Annotated in this window: 23 protein-coding genes; 8 read left to right on the top strand and 15 right to left on the bottom strand. The window is 37.8% G+C overall.

Going from position 1 to position 25,163, the window contains the following annotated elements; translation table 11 throughout:
- The first annotated feature begins 91 nt into the window (after positions 1–91).
- The 6 genes from trpD to BM361_RS10305 all read left to right on the top strand — a co-directional run bounded on the left by trpD (position 92) and on the right by BM361_RS10305 (position 4,778).
- Positions 92–1,084 carry an anthranilate phosphoribosyltransferase gene (trpD, locus tag BM361_RS10330; RefSeq protein WP_038261228.1) on the top strand — a complete coding sequence of 331 codons (993 nt, stop codon included), beginning with the start codon at positions 92–94 and terminating at the stop codon, positions 1,082–1,084.
- Between the two features lie 32 nt (positions 1,085–1,116).
- Positions 1,117–1,902, top strand: a complete 786-nt coding sequence (gene trpC, locus BM361_RS10325; protein WP_074978696.1) for an indole-3-glycerol phosphate synthase TrpC — start codon at positions 1,117–1,119, stop codon at positions 1,900–1,902.
- On the top strand, positions 1,899–2,579 hold the full coding sequence (locus tag BM361_RS10320; protein WP_074978694.1) for a phosphoribosylanthranilate isomerase: 681 nt from the start codon (positions 1,899–1,901) through the stop codon (positions 2,577–2,579). Before trpC ends, BM361_RS10320 begins: the two co-directional genes overlap by 4 nt.
- The gene (trpB, locus tag BM361_RS10315) at positions 2,576–3,757 is read left to right on the top strand and encodes a tryptophan synthase subunit beta (protein WP_074978692.1); all 1,182 of its coding nucleotides are present in this window, start codon (positions 2,576–2,578) and stop codon (positions 3,755–3,757) included. Before BM361_RS10320 ends, trpB begins: the two co-directional genes overlap by 4 nt.
- A 64-nt stretch (positions 3,758–3,821) precedes the next feature.
- Positions 3,822–4,583 carry a tryptophan synthase subunit alpha gene (trpA, locus tag BM361_RS10310; protein ID WP_074978691.1) on the top strand — a complete coding sequence of 254 codons (762 nt, stop codon included), beginning with the start codon at positions 3,822–3,824 and terminating at the stop codon, positions 4,581–4,583.
- A 60-nt stretch (positions 4,584–4,643) separates the two neighbouring features.
- Complete coding sequence (locus BM361_RS10305) at positions 4,644–4,778, top strand: 30S ribosomal protein THX (RefSeq protein ID WP_074978689.1); 135 nt, start codon at positions 4,644–4,646, stop codon at positions 4,776–4,778.
- Here the strand turns inward: BM361_RS10305 and BM361_RS10300 are convergent.
- From BM361_RS10300 to BM361_RS10275, 5 genes are all read right to left on the bottom strand, one after another.
- A complete protein-coding gene (locus tag BM361_RS10300; protein WP_074978688.1) occupies positions 4,775–5,434 on the bottom strand; it encodes a uracil-DNA glycosylase family protein in 660 nt (219 codons plus the stop codon). The two genes, BM361_RS10305 and BM361_RS10300, sit on opposite strands and share 4 nt — an antisense overlap.
- Positions 5,435–6,516: 1,082 nt before the next feature.
- Complete coding sequence (yaaA, locus tag BM361_RS10290; protein WP_074978685.1) at positions 6,517–7,275, bottom strand: peroxide stress protein YaaA; 759 nt, start codon at positions 7,273–7,275, stop codon at positions 6,517–6,519.
- Positions 7,272–7,931, bottom strand: coding sequence for a VOC family protein (locus tag BM361_RS10285; RefSeq protein ID WP_074978684.1), 660 nt, complete (start codon positions 7,929–7,931; stop codon positions 7,272–7,274). Before BM361_RS10285 ends, yaaA begins: the two co-directional genes overlap by 4 nt.
- Before the next feature lie 84 nt (positions 7,932–8,015).
- Positions 8,016–9,053: an RluA family pseudouridine synthase gene (locus BM361_RS10280; protein ID WP_074978683.1), complete on the bottom strand. Its 1,038-nt coding sequence runs from the start codon at positions 9,051–9,053 to the stop codon at positions 8,016–8,018.
- Positions 9,054–9,057: 4 nt separating this feature from the next.
- Positions 9,058–9,609, bottom strand: coding sequence for a PASTA domain-containing protein (locus BM361_RS10275; RefSeq protein WP_038261198.1), 552 nt, complete (start codon positions 9,607–9,609; stop codon positions 9,058–9,060).
- Positions 9,610–9,799: 190 nt separating this feature from the next.
- Here BM361_RS10275 and BM361_RS10270 point away from each other — a divergent pair, with 190 nt between their 5' ends.
- Positions 9,800–10,783 (top strand): D-alanine--D-alanine ligase, encoded by a 984-nt coding sequence (locus BM361_RS10270; protein ID WP_038261194.1) that lies wholly within the window; start codon positions 9,800–9,802, stop codon positions 10,781–10,783.
- Between the two features lie 121 nt (positions 10,784–10,904).
- The gene (gene coaD / locus BM361_RS10265) at positions 10,905–11,366 is read left to right on the top strand and encodes a pantetheine-phosphate adenylyltransferase (RefSeq protein ID WP_038261190.1); all 462 of its coding nucleotides are present in this window, start codon (positions 10,905–10,907) and stop codon (positions 11,364–11,366) included.
- Positions 11,367–11,488: 122 nt separating this feature from the next.
- Here coaD and BM361_RS10260 read toward each other — a convergent pair whose 3' ends face one another.
- The 10 genes from BM361_RS10260 to BM361_RS10215 all read right to left on the bottom strand — a co-directional run bounded on the left by BM361_RS10260 (position 11,489) and on the right by BM361_RS10215 (position 25,156).
- Entirely contained in the window at positions 11,489–13,315 is a 1,827-nt protein-coding gene (locus BM361_RS10260; protein WP_074978681.1) for an alpha-1,3-galactosidase-related protein, read from the bottom strand.
- A 652-nt stretch (positions 13,316–13,967) separates the two neighbouring features.
- The gene (locus tag BM361_RS10255) at positions 13,968–15,632 is read right to left on the bottom strand and encodes a SulP family inorganic anion transporter (RefSeq protein ID WP_038261182.1); all 1,665 of its coding nucleotides are present in this window, start codon (positions 15,630–15,632) and stop codon (positions 13,968–13,970) included.
- A gap of 922 nt (positions 15,633–16,554) precedes the next feature.
- Entirely contained in the window at positions 16,555–17,298 is a 744-nt protein-coding gene (locus BM361_RS10250) for a DoxX family protein (protein WP_074978679.1), read from the bottom strand.
- 141 nt (positions 17,299–17,439) lie between these two features.
- Positions 17,440–19,077, bottom strand: a complete 1,638-nt coding sequence (locus tag BM361_RS10245; RefSeq protein WP_074978677.1) for a serine hydrolase domain-containing protein — start codon at positions 19,075–19,077, stop codon at positions 17,440–17,442.
- Between the two features lie 119 nt (positions 19,078–19,196).
- The gene (locus BM361_RS10240) at positions 19,197–20,249 is read right to left on the bottom strand and encodes a helix-turn-helix domain-containing protein (RefSeq protein WP_139226702.1); all 1,053 of its coding nucleotides are present in this window, start codon (positions 20,247–20,249) and stop codon (positions 19,197–19,199) included.
- Positions 20,250–20,346: 97 nt separating this feature from the next.
- On the bottom strand, positions 20,347–20,991 hold the full coding sequence (locus BM361_RS10235) for an NUDIX hydrolase N-terminal domain-containing protein (RefSeq protein WP_074978674.1): 645 nt from the start codon (positions 20,989–20,991) through the stop codon (positions 20,347–20,349).
- Positions 20,992–21,207: 216 nt separating this feature from the next.
- The gene (locus tag BM361_RS10230) at positions 21,208–21,591 is read right to left on the bottom strand and encodes a hypothetical protein (RefSeq protein ID WP_074978673.1); all 384 of its coding nucleotides are present in this window, start codon (positions 21,589–21,591) and stop codon (positions 21,208–21,210) included.
- A 21-nt stretch (positions 21,592–21,612) separates the two neighbouring features.
- Complete coding sequence (locus BM361_RS10225; protein WP_074978672.1) at positions 21,613–23,370, bottom strand: arylsulfatase; 1,758 nt, start codon at positions 23,368–23,370, stop codon at positions 21,613–21,615.
- Positions 23,371–23,580: 210 nt separating this feature from the next.
- Positions 23,581–24,039 (bottom strand): GNAT family N-acetyltransferase, encoded by a 459-nt coding sequence (locus BM361_RS10220; RefSeq protein ID WP_074979042.1) that lies wholly within the window; start codon positions 24,037–24,039, stop codon positions 23,581–23,583.
- A 214-nt stretch (positions 24,040–24,253) separates the two neighbouring features.
- Positions 24,254–25,156, bottom strand: coding sequence for an ExbD/TolR family protein (locus BM361_RS10215; protein ID WP_074978670.1), 903 nt, complete (start codon positions 25,154–25,156; stop codon positions 24,254–24,256).
- Between the last annotated feature and the right edge of the window lie 7 nt (positions 25,157–25,163).

Here is a 25,163-nt window from a genome sequence, read left to right as displayed (position 1 = left end):
TCCTGTTAATTATTGCTGAAAAAGGAACCCCGATAAGCTTAAACAAAACAGAATATACCCGTAGTAACTATGGGATGATAATGAAGAAAACATGAAAGAAATACTAAACCGACTTATTAACCACGAAACCATTTCAAAAGGTGAAGCTAAAAATGTACTGGTAAACATTTCCAAAGGAGCATACAACACTAGTCAGATTGCAGCCTTTCTAACCGTTTACATGATGCGTAGCATTACCATCGAAGAACTGGAAGGATTTCGTGATGCACTATTGGAACTTTGTGTTCCAGTCGACCTCAGCGAATTTAATACCATTGATATTGTAGGGACAGGCGGCGACGGAAAAGACACCTTTAACATATCGACCCTATCCTCTTTTATCACTGCTGGTGCAGGTATTAAAGTAGCTAAACACGGTAATTATGGGGTGTCCTCCAAATGTGGATCCAGTAACGTAATGGAATACCTGGGTATTAAATTCACAAGCGATCAGGATTTCATAAAAAGATCTGTAGATCAGGCCGGGATTACCATATTACACGCTCCGCTCTTTCACCCCGCTATGAAAAACGTAGCTCCTATACGCAGAGAACTAGCCGTGAAAACCTTTTTTAACATGCTGGGCCCCATGGTGAATCCTTCATTCCCTAAAAATCAATTATTAGGGGTTTTCAATTTAGAACTGGCAAGAATGTATAGCTACCTCTATCAAAACACCGATAAAAAATACAATATCATTCATGCCCTCGATGGATATGATGAAATTTCATTAACAGGAGCCACTAAAGCGATCGGAAACCAAACAGAGAAAATGATCACCCCGGAAGACTTTGAAGTAAATGCCGTGGCAGCATCCGACATCTATGGTGGTGGCAGCATCGAAGAATCAGCTAAAATCTTCATGAACATCCTTGAAGGTAAAGGAACCGAAGCACAAAACAATGTGGTATGTGCCAATGCTGGTATGGCCATTGCAACGGTAAACGACCTATCACCTGTTGAAGGTTTTCATACGGCAAAAGAAAGCTTGATGGCCGGAAATGGATTAAAGGTTTTGAAGACCCTGCAAGAATTAAGTAAGTGATAGGAGTCGGAAGTCAATAATAACAACAACACATGAATATATTAGACAAAATAGTCATTGATAAAAGAAAGGAAGTCGATTTGAAAAAGCGCCTGATTCCTGTTTCACAACTGGAAGCATCAGTGCTATTCGAAAGACCATGTAATTCGCTGGCAACACTTCTCAAAACGAGTAAAACCGGAATTATAGCCGAACACAAAAGACGCTCACCTTCTAAATCCGTTATTAATCAAAAAGTTAGTGTCGCTGAAGTTGCTGAAGGCTATAGTAATGCGGGCGTATGCGGAATGTCCATTCTTACCGATGGTAAATATTTCGGAGGATCCCTGGACGACCTCTTATTAGCCCGGGCATCAGTAAACACTCCTTTGCTAAGAAAAGAATTCATTATCGACGAATACCAGCTTATTGAAGCCAAAGCCCATGGTGCAGATGTTATTCTTCTGATTGCGGCCATCCTGAATAGAAATGAAATATCAACACTTTCTAAGCTCGCTAAAGACCTGGGATTAGATGTTCTTTTAGAAGTTCATAATGAAGAAGAATTACATAAATCCATCATGCCTACCCTTGACATGCTCGGTGTAAACAACCGAAACCTTAAAACCTTCGATGTCACTATTGAAACCAGTAAAAAGCTATCCGCTTTAATCCCTGATGAATTTGTGAAGGTTTCAGAAAGCGGTATCAGCGCGATCGAACCCATCAAAGAATTACAGGAGTATGGCTATCAAGGATTTTTAATCGGGGAAAACTTTATGAAGACCGAAAACCCTGGCCAAAGTGCCTATGAATTTATTAAAGCTCTTGAGAAATGAAACTGAAAGTTTGTGGAATGAAATATCCGGATAACATGACAGCCGTTGCTGCTTTGCAACCAGACTATCTTGGCTATATTTTTTATAGTAAATCTTCCAGGTATTTCGATAGATCAATACCTAATATTTCTGATAACATTCAAAAAGTCGGAGTATTTGTTGATGCATCAGAAGCATATATTTCAAATAAAATCAATGAATATGAACTCAATGCAATCCAACTTCACGGTAACGAAACTCCCGAATTTTGTAAAGAGTTAAAAAACAAACTCGCATCCGAAAGCAAGTCAGGAGCACCTTCCCTCATCAAGGTATTTTCCATAAAAGACACTTTCGATTTTAATGTCCTGAAGGCCTATGAACCTTATGTCGATTACTTTCTTTTTGACACAAAAGGAAAACTGCCGGGGGGCAACGGCTATACCTTCGATTGGTCGGTTTTAAAACAATACCCCTCACAAAAACCCTACTTCCTAAGCGGAGGAATCGGTCTGAATGAAATTAACGAGGTACTGTCATTTCTTAGCAGAGAGGAGTCAAAATATTGCTATGCCATCGATGTGAATAGCAAATTTGAAATTGCTCCCGGACAAAAAAACATAGAACAACTAAAACAATTCAAAGATAAATTAGGTGACTTCTTAAAAAGCCACCAGAATGAAAACATAAAGCAATGAGTTATCACGTAAACGAAAAAGGATATTATGGAGAGTTCGGAGGAGCATTTATTCCTGAAATGCTGTATCCGAATGTAGAAGAGTTGCGTCAACAGTATTTAAAAGTAATGGATGAACCTTCATTTAAAGAAGAATTCAATCAATTATTAAAAGATTACGTTGGTCGCCCGTCACCCCTGTACTTCGCTAAGCGAATGTCTGAAAAGTATGGAACAAAAATTTATCTAAAAAGAGAAGACCTCAACCATACCGGTGCACATAAAATCAATAATACCATCGGACAAATCCTCATGGCAAAGCGCCTGGGTAAAACCCGTATTATTGCAGAAACCGGGGCTGGTCAGCACGGCGTAGCAACGGCTACCGTGTGTGCCTTAATGGGATTGGAGTGTATTGTCTATATGGGAGAAATTGATATTGCAAGACAAGCACCCAATGTGGCGCGTATGAAAATGCTTGGAGCCGAAGTACGCCCGGCATTATCAGGAAGCCGTACCCTGAAGGACGCTACCAATGAAGCGATCCGTGATTGGATTAACAATCCGGTAAACACCCATTATATTATCGGTTCTGCAATCGGACCCCATCCGTATCCAGACATGGTAACCCGCTTTCAAAGCGTAATTTCAGCCGAAATTAAAACCCAGTTGAAAGAAAAAGAAGGTCGCGAAAATCCCGATTATGTGGTAGCATGTATTGGAGGAGGGAGTAATGCCGCCGGCACCTTTTATCACTTCTTAGACGAAGAAGAAGTAGGTATCATTGCAGTCGAAGCAGCCGGAAAAGGAGTTCATTCAGGAGAAAGTGCTGCAACCTCAGTACTAGGCCATAAAGGAATCATTCATGGGTGTAAAACTTTGTTAATGCAAACAGACGACGGACAAATAACAGAGCCTTATTCAATTTCTGCAGGTTTGGATTATCCGGGCGTCGGACCTATGCATTCTCATTTGTACGCAACAGGCAGAGCCGAATTTAAAGCTATTACCGATGCAGAGGCCATGAAGGCAGGTCTGGAATTATGTAAGTTGGAAGGTATTATCCCTGCCATCGAAACCAGCCATGCACTTGCCATTTTCGAGAACACAAAATTTAAACCTGATGATATCGTAGTAGTAGCACTATCAGGAAGAGGAGACAAAGATTTAAATACATACATTGATTACTTTGGTTTATAAAGAAGAACACTCATGTTTACCATGAGATTCAAAAATCAATGATCAATACCCAATACGTATAAAAATGAATAGAATTCATAAAAAGTTAGAAGAAGACAAGAAGTTACTCTCTATATATTTCACGGCAGGTTATCCCGACCTGGAAGATACCGTTCCGATTATTGAGCGATTACAAAACAACGGGGTCGATATGATAGAAATCGGATTACCGTTTAGTGACCCGCTTGCCGACGGACCAACCATTCAGGAAAGCTCTACCAAAGCTCTGAAAAATGGGATGACGACGAAAAAACTGTTCGAACAACTAAAGGACATTAGAGAAACGGTACATATTCCACTGATCATAATGGGTTACTTCAATCCAATGATGCAGTATGGTGTAGAAGCATTTTGCGCCAAATGTGCAGAAATAGGCATTGACGGCCTCATTATACCCGATCTTCCCGTAGATGTTTATGAAGAAGAATACAAAGCCCTATTTGAAAAATACGGACTCTCCAATGTCTTCCTTATTACACCACAAACCTCAGACGAACGTATTCGTTTTATAGATTCGGTTTCAGACGGTTTTATCTACATGGTAAGCTCTGCCAGTGTTACTGGTGCCAAAAACACCTTTGGTGATGTGCAGACGCAATATTTTGAGCGTGTCGATCAACTCCAACTTAAAAACCCTCAAATTGTAGGATTTGGAATTAGTAATAAAGATACGTTTAATGCTGCCACGAAATTAGCAAAAGGTGCAATCATCGGATCTGCCTTTATTAAAACACTGAACAGTAAAGGAATTGATGGAATCGAAGAATTTGTAAAGTCTATTCGTTAATAATTTGACTTCAATTACCTATTTTATTAAATTGTAGCTAAACCAATAAAAATTTATAAAATGGGTAAAGGAGATAAGAAAACGAAACGGGGCAAAATCCATATCGGGTCTTATGGAAGACTGCGCCCTCGAAGAAGCAAATTCAAAGTAAAACCAGACCCGGTAAAAAGTGAAAAAGTAAATCAGAAGGCTTAACCTCTGAAATACTTGGCATATTGAACAACCCTGAAGTCAAGTGTATTGATTTCAGGGTTTTCTTTTTTCATGCGTTTATAATCTTGCAATGATCCCACAGCCCTGTTCGCTGCACCCGAAGGAGAAATCAATGAAACCGTTTTGATTATCCTCTTTCCCAATTGAAGATTATGTATTCTGGGCACATCCCCTGAAACCTCATGCAACACCTTACCAGTACCTTTCAAATGTTTTCTAAAAAAATATTCGGGTCCATTCTTACTATTACCGCCCATGAACAATAACGTATCAATCACTTCATGGACTTTTAAGATCTCCAGTAAATCACGCAACTCGATATCCTGCATACCCAAATCAGAAGCATCTACTTTCGCTCTATAGGCCCTCTCTACGATATCACATATACCAATTTTGTGTTTTACTAAAAACGCTTTTCGCTCTTCAACAGCCTTATCGGTAGTTTCAAAACTGAGATTCAAATCAAAAATTCTGTCCAGAATAGGCCATAAATAACCATCACGACTCCCATAACAAAAATCTACATCCCCGGCTTTGAATTGCCCGGTCGTAAATCTTGGAGGCGGCAATGTACCCACGATCAGTTTCGTAGCCCCCTTAGGGATAAATGGCTCATATGGATGTTGATGCGTAAACAATGCTATACCAAAATACTATTAAAATTATAAAATCCTAAAATTTGTCATTCCGTGCTTATCACAGAATCCATTCTCCTCTCATCATTCAAACCCATTGTCCTTCCACCCCCCCCTGTCATTCCGCATTTATTGCGGAATCCATCACCCACTAGGCCTTCTTCGCTCTCATTGTCATCCTATGTTTGTAAAGAAGATGGGATGACATTTATTCGAGGTTTCTTTTATATCGACTGTAATCAAGAACTGCGAAGCACATCACGAACACCTAATTTACAATTAAAAAAAGGTGAGTAAATAATGAGCGAAAAAACGAAAGTGCGAAACTTGTTTCAGGCATGTAGTTTTGAGAGCGAATGGTGCGATAGCAATTTCCTATTACAGTCTTGAATTTTTTGGTTCGTTTTTGTTTCAAGAACTGCAAAGCACATCATGAGAACCTTTAAAAAAAATAGACAACCGCTCGAATACAAAAATGAACAATAGATTATAATATTACATCCCATCATCACGAACGAAACAAATTAAAGTTTGACGATCCATTGAAGGATGGTATTTAACATTTAGAGACTGCAACCCCGATCATTATCCTTCTCACCATAACAGAATCCATCCACCTGTCATTCCGCACTTGTTGCGGAATCGCTTGATTATATTTCTAATCGGATTTAAATGAAGGTTTTCATGAAATAGCTGTGGCTCAAGTGGAAGTGCGTTAGCGATAGCTAACAAAGCATAGGGCCAAGCGTTAATAAAATGTATAGTATACATTTTTAGCGAAGGAGCCAGCCGGCGCCAGGGAAGATTGGTGCGATAGCAATTTCCTATTACAGTCTTGAATTTTTTGGTTCGTTTTTGTTTCAAGAACTGCCAAGCACATCATGAGAACCTTTAAAAACAATAGACAACCTCTCGAATACAAAATGAACAAGGAATATAAAATTATAAACGAATGGTTATAGCAATGACGAAACACAATTTCTTACCCCTACACCCCTAAAGGGGAAAATTGTTTTTTCCTTTATGTCATTCCGCACTTGTTGCGGAATCCATAAACAACGCAATCACAAAACAATACCAACCAACTACCGTATAAACATCAATTCATTTTCCGAAGACATCTCCTCACTATAACCATAACCCTCATAATTAAAACCCTTCAGCGCTTCAATAGTGTCCACATCATGATCTATAATGTAACGAGTCATATACCCTCTGGCCTGCTTAGCATACGTCATAATCGTTTTATACTGACCATTTTTAAAATCCTTAAAATTAGCCGTGATCACAGGTACCTTTAAAGCCTTCTTATCGATGGCCTTAAAATACTCATTACTTGCAAGGTTCAAAAACACCTCATCATCCTCCAGCTCCTCGTTAAGAGCTTTAGTTATTTTTTGCTTCCAGAATTCATATAGATTCTTGTTCTTCCCAACCGGAAACTTAGTCCCCATTTCCAATCGGTAAGGTTGAATCAGGTCTAATGGCTTTAAAATCCCGTAAAGACCAGAAATTATACGCACCGTATCTTGTAATTTATCCAGCTTTTCCTCCGGAATTTCATAAGCATCTATCCCACGATAAACCTCTCCGCTAAATGCATAAACAGCCTGACGGGCATTATCCGGGGTAAAAGGCAAACTCCATTCTTGATTTCGCTCATAATTCATTTGCCCCAGACTGTCAGAAATACTCATGAGCTTCGAGAGACTCCTGGCAGACTTTTTCTTAAGCAATTTGTTGATACGTTCCGCTTCCCCCAGAAAACAAGCTTCTGAATTTATGGCCGTTGGAACATGCGTTTCAAAATCAAGTGACTTTGCTGGTGATATAACTAATTTCATTCCTTATCTGATATTAAAATTATTCCGTTTTTATATTCAAAATTATAGTCCCCGACAACTTGAAGATCGGTCACAGCAATGTCGTCTCCTGTGGGGAACCATTTTTTTTCATCTTTATTCACTAAAATAAATAACCCCTCTTCATCTCCGGCTGCACAAAACTTGGCAAAAGACCCGTCGAAAACCGGTAATTCCTTTTGTTTATTCAAAATAAAATAGATGCTTTCAATCTCCGTGGTTGCAATTCCAACTTCACTAATATGGAGAACACATGTACTTTGAAAATCTGCTATCCTATCTACATTTAAATTTCTTCGGGCAATGAATTCAACAATATTACGATCGGCATCATAAAAATATAAAGCTCTCGCATTCCAACTCGAAAAATCGATGATTTCCTCACCCTCAAAAGGTAATAAAGTGACCCGCTCCTTCAACCAGGTTAAAGCCTTATTTTCACTAAAGGGGGGAATATTAAAGGCAAAATGATAAGGCTTTGATGTGGAGGCTTCCACGAAACTCAACACACTACTTCCTGCTTGAAAAGAAATTTTACCCGGACTATCCGCCAATAATGAAAATTCCAACGTATCCCGATAAAAAGATCGTTGCTTTTCAATATTTGTAGTGTATAATATGAGTTCTTTAACCTTCATTTTAACTGAAGATAAAGTTAAGACTCAAAGCCATTTTTAAGAAGAATTCCTTAAATTTTTATCTTATTTAATAATAATGATTATCTATTCAAGATCTTTATGCTTCGCATAATGACGCCACTTATCAAGACAAGCTACCATATCTTCCGGAAGCTCAGAATCAAAGCACATAAATTCACCCGTTACCGGATGTTCAAACCCTAAGGTTTTTGCATGCAATGCCTGACGTGGAAGGATTTTAAAACAATTTTCTACAAACTGCTTATACTTCGTAAACGAAGTTCCTTTTAATATTTTATCACCACCATAACGAGCATCATTAAAAAGTGTATGCCCAATATGCTTCATATGTACACGGATCTGATGCGTTCTACCCGTTTCCAGTTTACAAGAAACCAAAGTAACGTATCCCAATCGCTCCAACACTTTATAATGAGTTACAGCTTCCTTTCCATGACTGCCATCTTCATATACATCCATTTGAAGACGGTTCTTCTTATGACGTCCAATATGACCTTCTACAGTACCTTCATCCTCATTAACATTACCCCAAACCAAGGCAACATACTCTCGCTCACTTGTTTTTTCAGCAAACTGATTCGACAGGTGATTTAAAGCATGCTCAGTTTTAGCGATCACCAGGAGTCCGGTAGTATCCTTATCTATTCTATGCACCAATCCGGGACGGTTATCACTGTTGGCAGGTAAGTTGTCAAAATGATATACCAAGGCATTAATTAAGGTTCCCGAATAATTACCATGCCCGGGATGTACCACCATACCAGCAGGTTTATTCACCACCAGTAAAGTATCATCTTCATAAACAATGTCCAAAGGAATATCTTCCGGAGTCAACAAATGTTCATAGGGAGGATACTCAAAAAGCACCTTGACTACATCATTAGCCTTAACCTTATAGTTCTGCTTTACCGGTTTACCGTTTACATGAATATTACCATTTTTAGCAGCCTGCTGAATTTTATTACGTGTAGCATTCTCTATAAAGTTCATTAAAAACTTATCAACTCGTAATGGGGTTGATAACTTTCCGGCGTCAAAGCTGTAATGCTCATACAATTCATCATCCTGGTTATCCAATTCATGCTGATCCTCTTCCCTCATGCTATTATTTATTACCGTTTCCACAAACTAAATCTATCTTCGATTTCTTTGGAAGTAAATCTCCAGGCTGAATATCCTTACCCTCAAATCTAACACCCAATACCATATCCTTCCCAATATTATCAACATAAGTAACCTCTCCTACTTCCAGTCCTACCGCTTTTATAATAGAAGTAGCGGTACGAAGCGTTTCCTGAATCACTTTAGGAACACTCACCTTACGGTAACCCGATGGGTTTATAGTTAAATATATTTTTCTACCCTCCTTCACCTTATTTCCCGCAGGTGGATTCTGTTCAATAACCGAATAACGCGGATATGCCGGATTAAAATTAGTGGAATCCAACACCACAAAATTAAGATTTGAATCTTCTAAAACCTGTTGCACCTCATTGATCGTCTTTTTAGATAGATCAGGAACTTCGATATATTCACCGTGATTAGTAGAAACTTTCAACCATTGCATAATTCCAAAAACCAAAAGAATCAGTACTACAACAGCCAAACCTAATTGTTTTAAAAATGACTTACTGGCAACAAATTTAATTAAACTCATAATTGTTATTTAAAGGGCAAACGAAGATAAACTATTTATTTCGGCGCTTTTTATTATAAAATGCAAATTTGTAAAATTTAGTCTACAAATATCAACTTTATTTTAGGAAATATATAAAACTGTTTTGATATGAATAGTTACAATAATAAATTGATATTTTTGTTTAACGTATTATTAATCGTTTTGGTACATGCAAAAGAACATAGCCATTATCATGGGCGGATACTCGAGTGAGTATATCATCTCACTACAAAGTGGAGATGTAGTTTATAACTATCTTGACAAAGACAAATACAACCTTTATAAAATTCACATCTATAAAGAAAAATGGGTATATGTAGATGAAGAAAATATTGAGATCCCTGTAGATCGAAATGACTTTTCAGTAACCATTAATGGAATAAGAATCACCTTTGATTGTGTCTTTAATGCAATTCACGGTTCTCCCGGAGAAGATGGTTATATGCAGGCCTATTTTGAACTGCTAAGAATACCTATTACAGGATGTGGTTTTTACCAATCGGCCCTAACCTTTAATAAGCGCGATTTACTTTCCACCCTGAAACCCTATGGTATTAAATCTGCTGAAGCCTATTATCTAAACGAGGGAGATGAAGTCAATGAAGATGAAATCATCGCCAAGGTCGGATTACCATGCTTTGTCAAAGCCAATAAAGCCGGAAGTAGTTTTGGAATCACAAAGGTCATGACCAAAGACGAACTGGCTCCAGCAATTGAAACCGCCTATAATGAAGACGATGAAATCATCATAGAATCCTTTTTAGATGGCACCGAAGTTTCTGTAGGGGTAATCACCTATAAAGGAGAGATCAAGGTCCTGCCGATCACTGAAATTGTTTCTGAAAATGATTTCTTTGATTACGAAGCCAAGTACCTCGGAAAATCACAGGAAATCACCCCGGCTCGTATCCCTGAAGAATGGACGGAGAAAGTGGCAGCAACCGCGAAGAAAGTATATCAAACACTCAAAATGAAAGGATTTAGCAGAAGCGAATACATCTTTGTAGATAACGAACCCTATTTATTAGAATTAAATACAACCCCTGGCTTAACAGAAGCAAGCATTCTTCCACAACAGGCCGAACATGCCGGCATCAGTTTATCAATGCTCTTCGAAAACGCCATAGAAGAAGCCTTAATTCAAAAATTGTAACTTTATGTAATGAAGTAAGTATTGATCTTTAACGTAAAACATCACGAAGAAAAATACGAATTTCCACGGGTGAATAATTTTGAAAAAAATTCACTTTAAACAACTTAAAAAAATCAAACAGATGAAACGAGCTGTTTTCCCAGGATCATTCGATCCGATTACATTGGGACATTATGATATCATAATGAGAGGGGTTTCCCTTTTCGATGAGCTTATTATTGCCATAGGTATAAATGCAGAAAAAAATTATATGTTCACACTCGATGAACGCAAACGATTTATCGAAGAAGCTTTTAAAGATGAGCCCAAAATAAAAGTCATGACCTACGAAGGCATGACAGTCGATTTCTGCAAACAGATCGATGCGCAGTTTATTCTCAGGGGACTCCGAAATCCTGCCGACTTCGAGTTTGAAAAAGCCATTGCCCATACCAACAGAAAACTATCAGAAATAGAAACAGTGTTTTTACTTACCTCCTCTGGTAAGTCATACATTAGCTCTTCCATTGTTCGTGACGTCATAAGAAATGGAGGAGATTATACCGGACTGGTACCGGAAACAGTTCGCTTACAACTCAAATAGCAAGAAAGTGGTTATATATACAACAGCAGATTAGGGCTCCCTTACCTGCTGTTTCTTTTTCGTTACATACCGAATCCATTAAATTCCGACAGCTATCGAAAACCCGGAAACGCTAACTTTCACTACTTTATAATCAGATCCTCTGCCTCATCATATCCCCCCTCAAAATCGTTGTCCTGTATATCGTAGTTAATGACCCGCTCGAATAAAAAATTTGCTTTATTCCAATGAAAAGGACTGTAAGCGGTGTTCGTATCTATTACGTTATTTCTAAACGTGATGCCATTAACAGATTTTGCATAAAGAATCGGACTGTCGAAGGTTTCAAAATAATTATCCTCAATAACGATCTTATCCCCATGAAAATAATTTTCCTGCGCTTTCGGGTTTGGAATCTCCGGATATATAGAAATCACGGCATTGGTAAATTGATAATAACTGGTAAGGGCATTGATAAACTTATTATTTCGAATAGTAACATCGGTACAGGATCCGGTCTCATACCAACCATTACAATCGCCACACAACAATATGGCCGTTCCCGAGGTATGATCAAAGATATTATTTTCAGCTACCGTTTTTAATGGCGTGCTGAACAAAGCGCCACGAGCCCTGTTGTTACGAACAATGTTGTCCGAAAAGACGACTTCCGGAGTCCATTCGAGGTTTTCAATACCAAAAGCTTCCGTGCCGTTAATCTCCTGTGGAATCACGTCCTTGAATTCGATCTGAAATTCTTTCGCCCCCAGGTTCGTCTTACTATCCAAAGGCTTTATAGAAGCAATGGCCGTTTTCTCATGCAATACATCCATCGTGTTCGCTTTTACAAACTGAACCTCATCTCCCGGATAACCCCAATCAAAACCCCAGGCCTGCGAATGCATATATTTAGCATTCACTATCTTCTCAGAAACCCTTTTAGTAACTTTTAAATAGGTGCCATGTACATTAATAGCGTCGTCCATCATATTTTCATACAAACCATTCTTAGAGATAATCACCCCCTTGCATCCCGAAAAATGCGTTGCATCCGCCTGAGTCGTAAAATACCTCGGATCATCATCGCCCCTTAACGCAACATTAAAATTATTAAGATTGATATTCGCTGTCATTTGAGCTAACAACCCCATACCCTCTGCATAATGCACCGTAACCCCATCTAAAGAGACGTCATTACTGTATTGGACAAAAATTCCCGGCGAAGGTCGATTCCAGGTGCGCATTACAATCACGGTTCCCGGAACTAAACGCGCGTCATCCCAGGGAGCCTTGATCAAATGAGGTGCAACCTCAACAATTCCTTTTACACCCATGCGAATATCACCGGTCTGATAAAGAATTCTTTTGGTATCTTTTTCAAAAGGGATTCCGGCTCCAGGCGTATGCTCCCAGCCCCTTCCCTTAGTGAATAAGACACTATCCTTTACACTATAAGACACCCAGGGCGCCAACTCATAGGTAATGCTTTTATTAATGGTATCATTCTCGACTATAGTAGCCTGAGCAATATGCGGATTTTCAAAATCTATGGAAAAATTTTTTAAAGTGATACCATCACATGCTGAAACAGCCATGGGCAACATTCTTCCATGAAAGATGAAGGAGGAATTTCCTCCGTCGAGGGTAACCTGTTTTAATCCATCAAAATTAAAAGCAGTACGCCTTGTCTTTACCTGGTCGTGATTCGAAATAAAATACAAGGTAGTATCGGCCGTTTCGGGAAAAAACTCATAACGTCCCTCGTCAAAGTTGATAACGATCTCTTTTCCCGGTTTAGAAGTCTCGGCAATTTCCTTTAAAGCATTAGCCAAAAGACGAGAATTATCAAACCCAGGTTCGGCCTTCAGACCAAAATCACTCATATTAAACACCGTCGTCTTACTGCAGGAAACAAAGAATAATGCCGACAACAACAGCGACGACACCAAGGAAGATTTAACTAGCCTCATAATGTATTAATTACAGATAAATTATTTTTAAAACACCTACAAACCTATACAATCATAAAGGTATATCAGTACATAACAGACTGGTTTTTTAACGAGCATAAAACAGATTATTCTCAAAAGTTATTTGCGAATTGAAAAATAGATCAAGAACTTTTAATAAAAATAATGGTATCGAATTGATCTCCAGCCCACTTTCGACAGAGATATCCCGAAGTATTAATCGCCCACTTCAACCTCCTTTCCCACCAAAATGTCATTCCGTGCGTGTCTCGGAATCTACACGATGTCATTCCACATTCATTGCGGAATCCATCCCCATCAGGAATCCACCCCCATTGTCATTAAGCATTTATTGCGGAATCCATCTCACTTTTGTCACTCCCACTCCATGTCATTCCGCATTTATTGCGGATTCCATCCCCCATTAGGCACTCCAAATCTATGTCATTCCGTGCTTGTCTCGGAATCCATTCCCACTAGGCTTTCATTCTTCTCTCACTGTCATTCCGCATTCATTGCGGAATCCACACCATGTCATTAAGCATGATCACATGAAGTGGCACCCCTAAAACCACGCTAACCTCATACCACCCTAACCAACAAAAAGAGTCCTGTGTAATCACAGGGCTCTTTTTGATTTAGATCATCAGGTCTATAAAAGTTTATATTCCGAAAGTGACTTTGGAAATTCTTCAGGATTCGCTGCCAGATGATAACGCGGATCATCAATAGCCTCCACGATCACTTCCCTGAATTTCGGACTAGCCTTATATAATAATGCTTTACAATCCTCACTAAGATGCTTCAGTCGTATCGATTTACCTTCCGCCTCGTATTTTTCAACCAGGTTAAAAATAGCTTCCAAAGCAGAGTGATCACTTATTCTTGATTCGACAAAATCTATTTCCACCTTTTCAGGATCGTTCTTTACATCAAATTTATTGTTGAAAGCCTGGATACTTCCAAAGAACAAAGGTCCCCAGATCTCGTATATTTTAGTACCGTCTTCTTTCACTCGCTTACGAGCCCTGATACGTTTAGCACTTTCCCACGCAAATACCAATGCAGAAATAATAACTCCAACAAATACGGCGATAGCAAGATCAAATATCACGGTAACGGCAGATACGATCACCAATACAAAGGCATCCGACTTTGGTATTTTTCTAATGATTCTAAAACTAGACCAGGCGAATGTATCGATAACCATCATAAACATCACCCCTACCAAAGCAGCAATTGGCACCTGTTCAATCAATTTATCTGTAAATAAGATAAAGGTCAATAAGGTTAAGGCCATCATCACACCAGACAATCTACCTCTACCCCCAGCTTTAATATTAATTACAGTCTGACCGATCATACCACAGCCTCCTGTACCACCGAAGAATCCGGAAAGAATATTACCTGCTCCCTGAGCTACACACTCGCGGTTACCATTCCCCCTGGTTTCGGTCAATTCGTCAACCAGGTTCATCGTCATTAAAGTCTCTATCAAACCAACACAGGCAGCCAAAAATGCATAAGGCAATATAAACGAAAGCGTATCCATATTAAAAGGAAGATTTGCCCACAATTCCATATTTGGTGTTGGCAACTCCCCTTTCAGACCAGTTCCCCCTCCTTCAATAATATAAGAACCTACCGTAGAAACATTAAGATCAAAACCAACCACCACAAAAGTCGTTACAAGAATTGCCGTTAATGCCGCAGGTAACTTCTTAGTTAGCTTAGGCAAACCCCAGATAATTCCCATGGTAAGCAATACCAAACCAATCATGGTGTATAACTCGGCACCATGCATAAAAGTACTTATGTAGGTCTTCACACCATCAGCAGTAACCTCCAGAGTTTTATGAGAAAACATTTTTACCTGCGCCCAAAATATTACTATGGCAAGACCATTCACAAACCCTAACATCACAGGATGTGGAATAAGACGAACGAATTTCCCAAGTTTAAAAACACCGGCTAAAACCTGAATAACCCCCATTAAGACCACACAAGCCATTAAATAGAAAAAGCCCATATTCTCTACAGGCTGATCAAACAACATCCCCTTGGTATGACCTTCAGAGATCATACTAACAAAAATAACCGCAACAGCACCAGCAGCTCCGGAAATCAAACCCGGCCGACCACCAAAAATTGCAGTGATCAATCCAATGATGAAAGCTCCGGATAAAGCCATTAAAGGATCTATTTGCGCAACAAACGCAAAAGCCACAACCTCTGGTATCATAGCTAAGGAAACCGTAATTCCGGCTAAAACATCATCTTTAGTGTTGGGCATTATCTTTCTAATAAACTCAGTCATAATGGGTTAGTTTTAAAGGGCGCAAAAGTACTATTTATATATCACCCCGCAAAATAATCGCATTATCAAAAGGTTTTCTTATTACTTGTCATTCCCCACTCCATGTCATTCCGTGCTTGTCACGGAATCCACACGATGTCATTCCGCACTTGTTGCGGAATCCACTTTTTCGTATGGTTTCTAAATACCTATTCCAAGGATTAAAATTATTCCCAATGATAATCTTCATTCAAACACAATTCGCTATTCATTTCTTTTGACCACCCAAAAGAAACGAACCAAAGAAAAGGGCGCCCGTCGAGAGGTATTTTTGCTATCGCAAGGCTCGCAATGACATTTGTTTGGGGTTTCCTTTATATCGACTGTAATCAAGAACTGCGAAGCACATCACGAACACCTAATTTACAATTAAAAAAAGGTGAGTAAATAAAGAGCGGAAAAACGAAAGTGCGAAACTTGTTTCAAGCATAGGGCCAAGCGTTATTAAAATGTATAGTATACATTTTTAGCGAAGGAGCCAGCCGGCGCCAGGGAAGAATGGTGCGATAGCAATTTCCTATTACAGTCTTGAATTTTTTGGTTCGTTTTTGTTTCAAGAACTGCGAAGCACATCATGAGAACCTTTAAAAACAATAGATAACCTCTCGAATACAAAAATGAACAATAGATTATAATTTGGGAGATCTTATGAAGGTTGGTGACTTCTTTTGAAAAGATTGCCACGCCTTGTTAACACAAGGCTCGCAATGACGTAACACAAAATAAATTCTTACCCCCTAACCCCCTAAAGGAGGAAATTGTTTTTTCCTTTATGTCATTCCGCACTTGTTGCGGAATCCATTCCCACTAGGCCTTCATCGCTCTCATTGTCATTCCGCATTCATTGCGGAATCCATCCCCCACTGGGCACTCCCACTCCATGTCATTCCGCACTTGTTGCGGAATCCATCTTCGTTTTTGCCCGCTCAAATTCCTCCAGGCAGTCATCCAATGAATTTCCGTTAACATGAATACATTCACAAAACTCAAACCCCGACTTTTCATTTGCAGTCCCTTTAAATTGCTTCTGACAATCCGACAATGAGTTCCTTGGCATCACCTCATAACCAAACTCGGCAAAAGCAATGGTCAAAACAACAGTTAGGAAAACCCCCATAAAAAATTTCCATGGGAACTTAGTGGAGTATTTTTTTGGCTTCTCAAAAATCCCGATTGCAGAAAACTGCTTAATCGGTAAAATAAATCTTAACCGGTCATAATTCCAGACAAGAAGAAAGATGTTTGCTAATACCATCAAAGGAGAAGTCACAAAAGAACCTTCAAACCGTACTGCATACGAGAGCACCCAGATATTGAATATAATTGAAAAATAAAGCAAGGCACCCAAGGCAACCGTTCTGGGGATTAACAACAAAATAGCAGCTATTACCTGGGCAACCCCAATAAAAGTATAATAGTAACCCGTGTGATGCAAGGCTTCAAGATAAGCCCCCATCGGATGCACAACCGATAACCCGCTCGCAAACCGTTCACCAACTATCTTTACCATCCCGGCAACAATAAACGCAAAAGCTAAACTTACGCGACAAAAGATGGAAAACAACCAATACCATCGGTTGCGCTTTACCGTTAAATAAAATTGTTCAAATTGTAATAACGTACTCAATGGCTAAAATTGGAGGTTAATAAGATAAAACATCACCCTAACGGTTCACTTAAATAAAACTTTTTATGATTTCGGGATGAATATAACCCACAGGATTCTTTCCGCCGAACTAAATTTCATTGATATGAATATAGCTAAATTTTAATTCACTTTCATGAATTTTAGATTACTGAAATTCTGACCATTCAAAACAAATCCATTTACCTTTCCTTCAGAGTTGAGCTGAAAATCCAATTCCCCTAAGGGATATTGAGCATAAAAGCTGTTTTTTGATAGTGGAGTTAAAATAATTTCACCATTTGTTAGATGCTTTGCCACAAGATGGTCTTCGATTATTAATAGCTCATAAAACACGTTGAATTCCTCATTTTTAAAAACACCAACATAAGCCTCCAGTTCTTCTTTACTAAAAACAGGTACATTAAAATCTATTTTTTCGCAGTGATAATTCATATCACTGATTCGAAATTCCAGAGCGTTTGGGTGAAAAGTAATAAACGAAAATGGTAGAAAGAATTCAAATTTGCCTTTACCAACCGAAGAAAGAGGCTGTTCTACGCCCTCAAAGTAGAGATTTTTCCCTTTTGCCTTAAACGTCCAATACTGTCCGGGTTGAAACCTGTAGGTTCCTGCATATGTTTTTAACGCTTCTTCAGTGTAAGAGATTTTTTCCGCAGTAGGTTCTTCAAAATAGGTTCCAAAATACAATTCTAATATATCGTAAATTACATGCAGACAATCAAAGCTTTGCTGATTACCTAATGTGATGATTGAAAAATTATGTTCAGGCACATGCAAAACATATGCACGATATCCCGCAGTTCCACCACCATGAAAAACGAATTTTTGCCCCTTGTAAGTTTCAGTATAAAGTCCTAAGCCGTAATTTAAATCCCCGGTTTTAGTAATAGATATGGTCTTTTTTGATAACCGATTGATTTGATTCTCAGAACCTACTATAGGATTTTGAAAATTTTTCACCCATTTGATCATGTCATTCAATGACGTATGCACATTAGATGAGCCACTTTCCATCTGTCTGTTTGGATATTCCATATACGCATTACCCCTCTTTGAGTATGCTATTGCGATATTATTGATAATGGCGTTGGAGTTATCAATTACATCAGTATGAGTCATATTGAGTGGTTTAAATATCTTTTCCTTTATAAGGACTGGGAATGGCTTTTTGTAAACACGTTTTAAGATCTCAGCAAGAAGCATAAATCCGGAGTTTCCATATTGATATTGTGTACCAGCTTTAAAGTTGACCCGTTTTACGTGCAATAAGGTTTCTACTGCCCGGTCGTTACGCATTGGCGAAGACAATCCAAAACCTATCATAGCCATTACATCAGAGTAGTTTGGCAAACCGTGAGAATGATTCGCAAGTTGCTTGATAGTAATTTTATTTGGAAGATGCTTTAACTCTGGCAGGTACTGTCTGATGTCATCATCCAACTTAATTTTCCCCTCTTGCTCTGCCATAAGAGCCAATAATGCTGTAAACTGTTTAGATACAGAAGCAATATTAAAGGCAGTCGTATCAGTTATTGAAAGCTTATTGGAAAGATCTGCCATTCCTCTCGAACCCTTATAAATAACTTCTCCATCTTTAACAATTCCAATGGCCATTCCAGGTTCATCAGGATTGCAGTATGATTGAAAAATAGAATCAATCCTGGTGTAGGGTACCCGTTCAATGGCATTGTTTTGGGCTAAACTAAATGTAGATAACGATATTAAAAGTGAGAAAACAATAAAAACTTTATGATTCATGTTGATATAACTTTTGTTCCGGACAAAAGTGAATCATAAGGCTATAAAAAGAGTCCGAGTATCGGAAATCGGACTGCTTTTTCATAAAAAAAAGAGTTCGATTTAAAGTCAGACCATTGTTAATTCATTGATTTTCTGTAGGCCGTGGGGGTTTGGGAGGTCTGTTTTTTAAATGCCGTGTAAAAAGATGATTTTGAATTAAAACCTATATCATACAATATTTCCAGAACAGTTAAATCCGGATTTTCCTTTAAGAGTATCTTGGCTTCATTTATTCGAAATTCATTGATATAATCAAAAAAGTGTTTTCCTGTTTGTTGGTTAATAAGTTGCGAAAGTTGTTTCTCCGGAAGATTTAGAAGCAACGCTAGTTTTTGTAAGCTAATTTCGGAGTCCAGGTATGGTTTTTCAGAAATCATATAGTTGGTAAGTTGCTCCAAAGTTTGTTCGACTTCAGTATCTGATTTTTCTTTGGATTTAAGGAGGCTTAAATTTTTGTCAACTCCCAGGAATAAACTGGGCCTGTAAAGCGCTTTTAATACAAACCAACATACAACAAACAAGGCAAAAACAAATATCAACAAGTTTAAACTCGTTAGTAATATGTCATTTTCTCCATTTGGGATAAAGCCTCTTAGTAAGACAAAACAGCTTCCGATTAAAAATAAAATGGTGATTTGCAACAGCCATTTATAGGTGTTGTAATGATTGGCGGAATAGTTTTCCTGATATAGTTTTTTGAAATGACTCAAAGTGAATAATACAGCAACCATATAACTATAGTACTGTACTTTATTTATTATCTCATAAAGCATATAGTTTTCAGCAGAAACAGAAGTAGCCATCAATAGTATAAACATACCAAAAAATAAAAGGGCATGTAGTAAGTGCTTTGTTTTTAGATTGAAGTTGAAATAACAAACAGATTGCACATACAAATAGAATAATGGCATTTGTAGCAAAACCGAAGCGATTTTCAGACTATTCCAGGTAGTATTTTGAATCGATAAAAACAGTCCTGAAAAGTCAATAGCAGTAACCAAAAGAAAGGCTGCAAACAGGTAGTTAGATAGTTTTTTTGAAGACTTGACAGTAATCAAGAAAATGGACATCAAGATCATTAAAAAAACGATGATTTTTCCAATGTCACTTATAAGTTCAGTAATTGTCAAATTAGTTCATTTTATAGTGTTACTAACGGTTTAGCTATATGCATTAACATCCCGAAGGGCGCTATGATTTCATAGCCATGGTTAGGTGCAACTATTATTAATCAAAGATTGTTTTCCAATGGTCTGAAGAATTTGCCTTAAAGCATAGCTTTATTTGCTCTTCCGTATTTTTTTCAGTTGCAAGTACAGGTAAACTATCTACTGTAAAAAAATTCCGTTCAATTGTTTCAATATTGGGAATAAATTCAACATCTTCTTCCAAAATCTCACATCGGACAAAAACTTTGCAAACACCATAAGCATATAAAGGTTTATTATGATTATTTCTGTCCTGAACCGCGATTAGATTTAAAGGTTTAACGTTAAATCCCGATTCTTCTTTTACCTCTTTTATTGTATTTGATTTTATTGATTCGTTAACATCAACCCATCCACCTGGTAAAGACCAGGTGCCATTATTCTCCTTAACCAAAAGGATTTTATTATCTCTAAAAATAGCTGCTCTTGTATCAAGTTTTGGTGTTTGAAAACCTGTTTCATTGCAAAAAACGTTTTTTACTTTGTCCAGGTTCCACCCAGATTTCAAACTCATTATTTCCGCTGAAATTTCTCTTATCCTTTCAAATCTTTCCAAGTCAAAAGGGTCTTTTGAATAAGTAATTCCAGCTTGAGAAATAAACTGAAGCTCAATAGCCCATTTCAACCAAGGGTTCTCTTGGTCAGAATTGTTATTTTCAATCATATTTTTGATTTCATTTTCAAATATTAGCTAACGTGTTTGGCTATGATTCCGTTGCCCAAAATCCCAAGGATTCATGAATACCTAATTTACCAATCAAGATATGATGAACAAAACCCACGAGGATTTTCCGCCGTAAACCGAAGATACCATATTTGAGAGGACTTTCCACAAGAAAAATCAGAAGCAATGAACTATACCAAAAGTTGTATACAGCCTTTAACCTTGCCAAATTTCAAATTTTGTTACGCGATCATTTTTAAATTCAAAAGTCAAAGCCCCTGTATTAATTCCATGCCCTGTCAAACCCAGATAGTATCTCATTTCGTATTTCGTTTCCCTAGTTGGTTTTCCTAGTAGTTGTTCTATTTCCTTCCTGGTCTTTCCTATTAAATCATAGTTTTGAATTAAATCATGAGTCATATTCCATCTTACTCCAAACGATGATTCAGTATCTTCCCAATTAATCCATTCCCTGCTTACAAATTCAGTCCGGTTGAAAAAATCATTGATACCAGGTTTTAATGCTAAAACCATTACAGAAATAACGTAAATTATGCCTGCTCCAATCAATAATTTAAATATCAGTCTAATTACTTTCATCTCAAATTACACACATAGGCATTAATCAATCCTTTTCATTTCAACCCAAAATGGGAAAATGTTTTTTGAGCCAATAGCATAGAATGGTATCAAATCGCAATCCATTTCTGAAAAGAAGACATTCTTCATCTCAATGATATCTGTCCCCTCTTTTTTATTTAGTACGTGATTTACCAATCCATTGGTTTCTAAATACATCCTGCCATTTGCTTTAACCGGCTTAATAAATTTAAATTTTATATCGTAATATCCTTTTTCTATGCTAACCCTCCATTTGCCATATAGTTCTTCTTGATCCCAAATTCTGCGTTGTCCTCCCGCGTCATTCCTGTTTAGGATAACAGGATTTTCATGGGTACTTCCGATAATAATCCGAGGATGTTGAATGAGATTTTCAGAGGCAATTAATTCATTATAAGTTTCATGGAGTTCTTCCTTAAGATTATTTGCAATTGTTTGATTTTCTAAAACGATATTATTTTGTTCGTATGGATCCTTTTCAAGGTCAAACAGTTCAAAGTCCTTAATCGGGGCATTATAATCTGTCTTTCCTACCAGTTTATAATTTCCTTTTCGCAAGGCCATATTATAATTAAGTTCAGGATAACGCCTTGTCCAGTAAAAAAATAACGATCTGTTATCCCAATCACCCCCCTTACCCTTAATAAGCGGGAGTAGACTTTTACCATCAATCTTTCTTTCAGTGGGCAATGGAACATTGCATATCTGTGCGATAGTCGGCAAAACATCAATATGAGCAGCCATGGTTTCAATATCTTTCTGCTTCTCAAAAGAGGAATATTTAATATAAAATGGTACCCGAACACCCCCTTGATAAACATCCCCTTTCCGACCTCGCATGCCACCTACATATCTTGTTTGTTGCGGACCATTATCAGTCATAAAAATAATGAGTGTATCATCTGCAATATTTAAGTCATCTAGTTTTTTTAAAAGTTTACCAATATTGTCATCGATGTTTGTGACCATTGCATACACTTTTCGGGCATCCTCTTTATCTTTCTCTGTCATTTCCGAAAAGGGCCTGTTATCGTTCTCGAAACCAGATGCCGGGTCAATTCCTCTATATTGTTGATAATACTTATCCGGAACCTGCAAAGGAGTATGAGGAGCGTTAAAAGCGAGATAACAGAAAAAGGGTGCTTCATTATTTTTTTCAATAAATTTTATAGCCTCTTCTGTGAAAATATCTGAGCAATAACCCTTGTAGGCTTCTTTTTTATTATTGTGCCAAAGTACAGGATCAAAATAACTCTTATCCCCTTTAAAATAGGTTGTAATATCACCAACTTGTCCCATTCCGCCGGAAAGGTGGATCAGAGATTCATCAAAACCCTGATCACTCGGTCTGCTCGGGTAATTATCACCCAAGTGCCATTTACCAAAAACCCCGGTTTTGTAATCAGCTTGTTTTAGCATTTCAGCAATAGTCACCTCGTTTGATGCCATTATTGCTCCCCCGTTATACGTATCTCTTACCCCTGTGCGCAACGAATAGCGACCGGTCATAAGACTTGAACGGGTTGGGGCACATACCGGAGAAACATAAAAGTTATTAAAGCTAATACTTTCAGTTGCCAACTTATCAATTACGGGAGTTTGCACATGAGGATTTCCAGTAATACCAAGGTCCCCATACCCCTGGTCATCGGTAATGATTATAATAATATTTGGATGTGATTTTTCCTGGGCAAAACCCATTACAGAAAACAATAATAAACAAGATGATACTGCCAGAAAAATATGTTTAATTTTCATATCCCGATTTTATTAGGTTTTCTTGTAACGAATCGTATATCCGTCAGTTAAGGTTTTAAAATTAATTATTTTTCGCTTAAGCACCGACACTCGCAATTCCAGGTGGACTCCAGCCTGCCCCTGAGCTCAGCCAAAGGAGAGTCGAATCCGCCGACACGAGCCCAGCAACTGATGTACTCCTAAAAAGAATATGTCTTGAATAAATTGCACTTACACATCGTTACCTGCTGTTCTGTTCCCTTTCCAATTTTCGAATGTCATTTCAAATTTTATCTCTCCTTTTCCATGAGTTCCGACTTCGGTCCATCCCGCTTTTCTATAAAACATCTCTGCTCTGGTATTTGGTGCAGTTCCCAACCATACATTTTGATAAGTCTGATTAAAATACCAATCCAACATTATGTCGTGCAATTTTCTTCCAATGCCTTTCTCGCTATAGAATGGATGTACAAATAGAGCCCAAATATTATGTTCTTTTAGATCTACAATTGAAAAACCGACAATCTTATTATCAATTTCGCAAACCCATCCTTTTCCCCTTTTCGTTATAAAATCCAAACAATCATCATCCGTTACTAAATCAGGGTTTGATAATGTATTTTCGGCCACAGAGTTTCGGACGATTTGAATTTGTTTTATATCGGCTTTATTTGCCTCCCTAAAAGTCATTGCTTTATCCATTTAATGTTCGGTCAGTAACACGCGTAAAAGTCCGGTATAATGGTTAGTTGGGATTAAAGTTAATATTTTTCGCTTTAGGACTTGCGTTAGCAGTTTTGTGTGGATTCTGACAACCCCGCCGACACCACCGCAGCGACTGATGAAGACGTATAAAATAATATGCCGTAAATAAATTGCATTACACATCTTTGGGCAAGGTATTTTATTCAATTATTCGCTTCGGATAGATATTTTTTATTTCAGATTGCTGTTCTTCAATCAGTTTGTCGAATTCCGTTTTATATTTTTCTATAGCTAGTTTATTTCTTAAATATTGGATCTCTCCTACAATCGCATTTTGTACGTCAATATAGTTTCGATACATTGTTGCTCTGTCTGTTTTCCATAAAATCACAGATTCCGATTTAAGTTCGGATTCGTATTCCCGGACGAGCTTTTTTAAATCATCGAGGCTTACTTTCTTTTCGTTTACAAAGATTTGATTTTTATCATCAAGGGTTATTCGTAAAGCCTTTGTCAGATCAACTTCTGTCTGGTCGCTTTCAAAATCCGACAATTGCTTGTTCATTCCGGAATTTGTATCAATTATGCTGAATAAAAGAAAAGTCCTTAACTTATAGAAATCGAGCTCTAAGTCCTCTTCTGTCAGCACTTTTAAAAGGCCTTTCGCAATTGCATCAGGTTGGAAATTACCAGAATATTGAGCCTTATCAATTACTTGTTCGAAACCTTTGAGTTTAGTCATATCATATTTGGCAGAATCCTTAACTATTATTTCTTTGCATTTCTGTGCCTCTTCAAAATTAGGTTTTTCAATTTTTTGTAATTCCACTACAAAGAATTTGGATGGAACTTTGTCAAATTCCTTCTCGTCTGCAATGTCCATTAAAAGTTGTCGATAGCTTTGCCCGCTATTGTCTGTCAATATTTTCTCGTCAATTAACAAGTTTTCGTAGTCAGAGATTTGTTTCTTGTATGCTATACCATTATCAGCGAAGGATTGAAATGCACAATCCATTATTAAATTTTCAATCCGTTCATTTTGTGCAACACAAGAGGTAAATAGAAACCCGATTATTATATTTAATAGAAAGTTTGTTTTCATATGCTGC

The sequence above is a fragment of the Zhouia amylolytica genome (assembly GCF_900116365.1).
Taxonomy (GTDB): Bacteria; Bacteroidota; Bacteroidia; order Flavobacteriales; family Flavobacteriaceae; genus Zhouia; species Zhouia amylolytica.
Note: the sequence above shows the minus strand (reverse complement) of the source record. Positions and strands in the feature narration are given on the sequence as shown.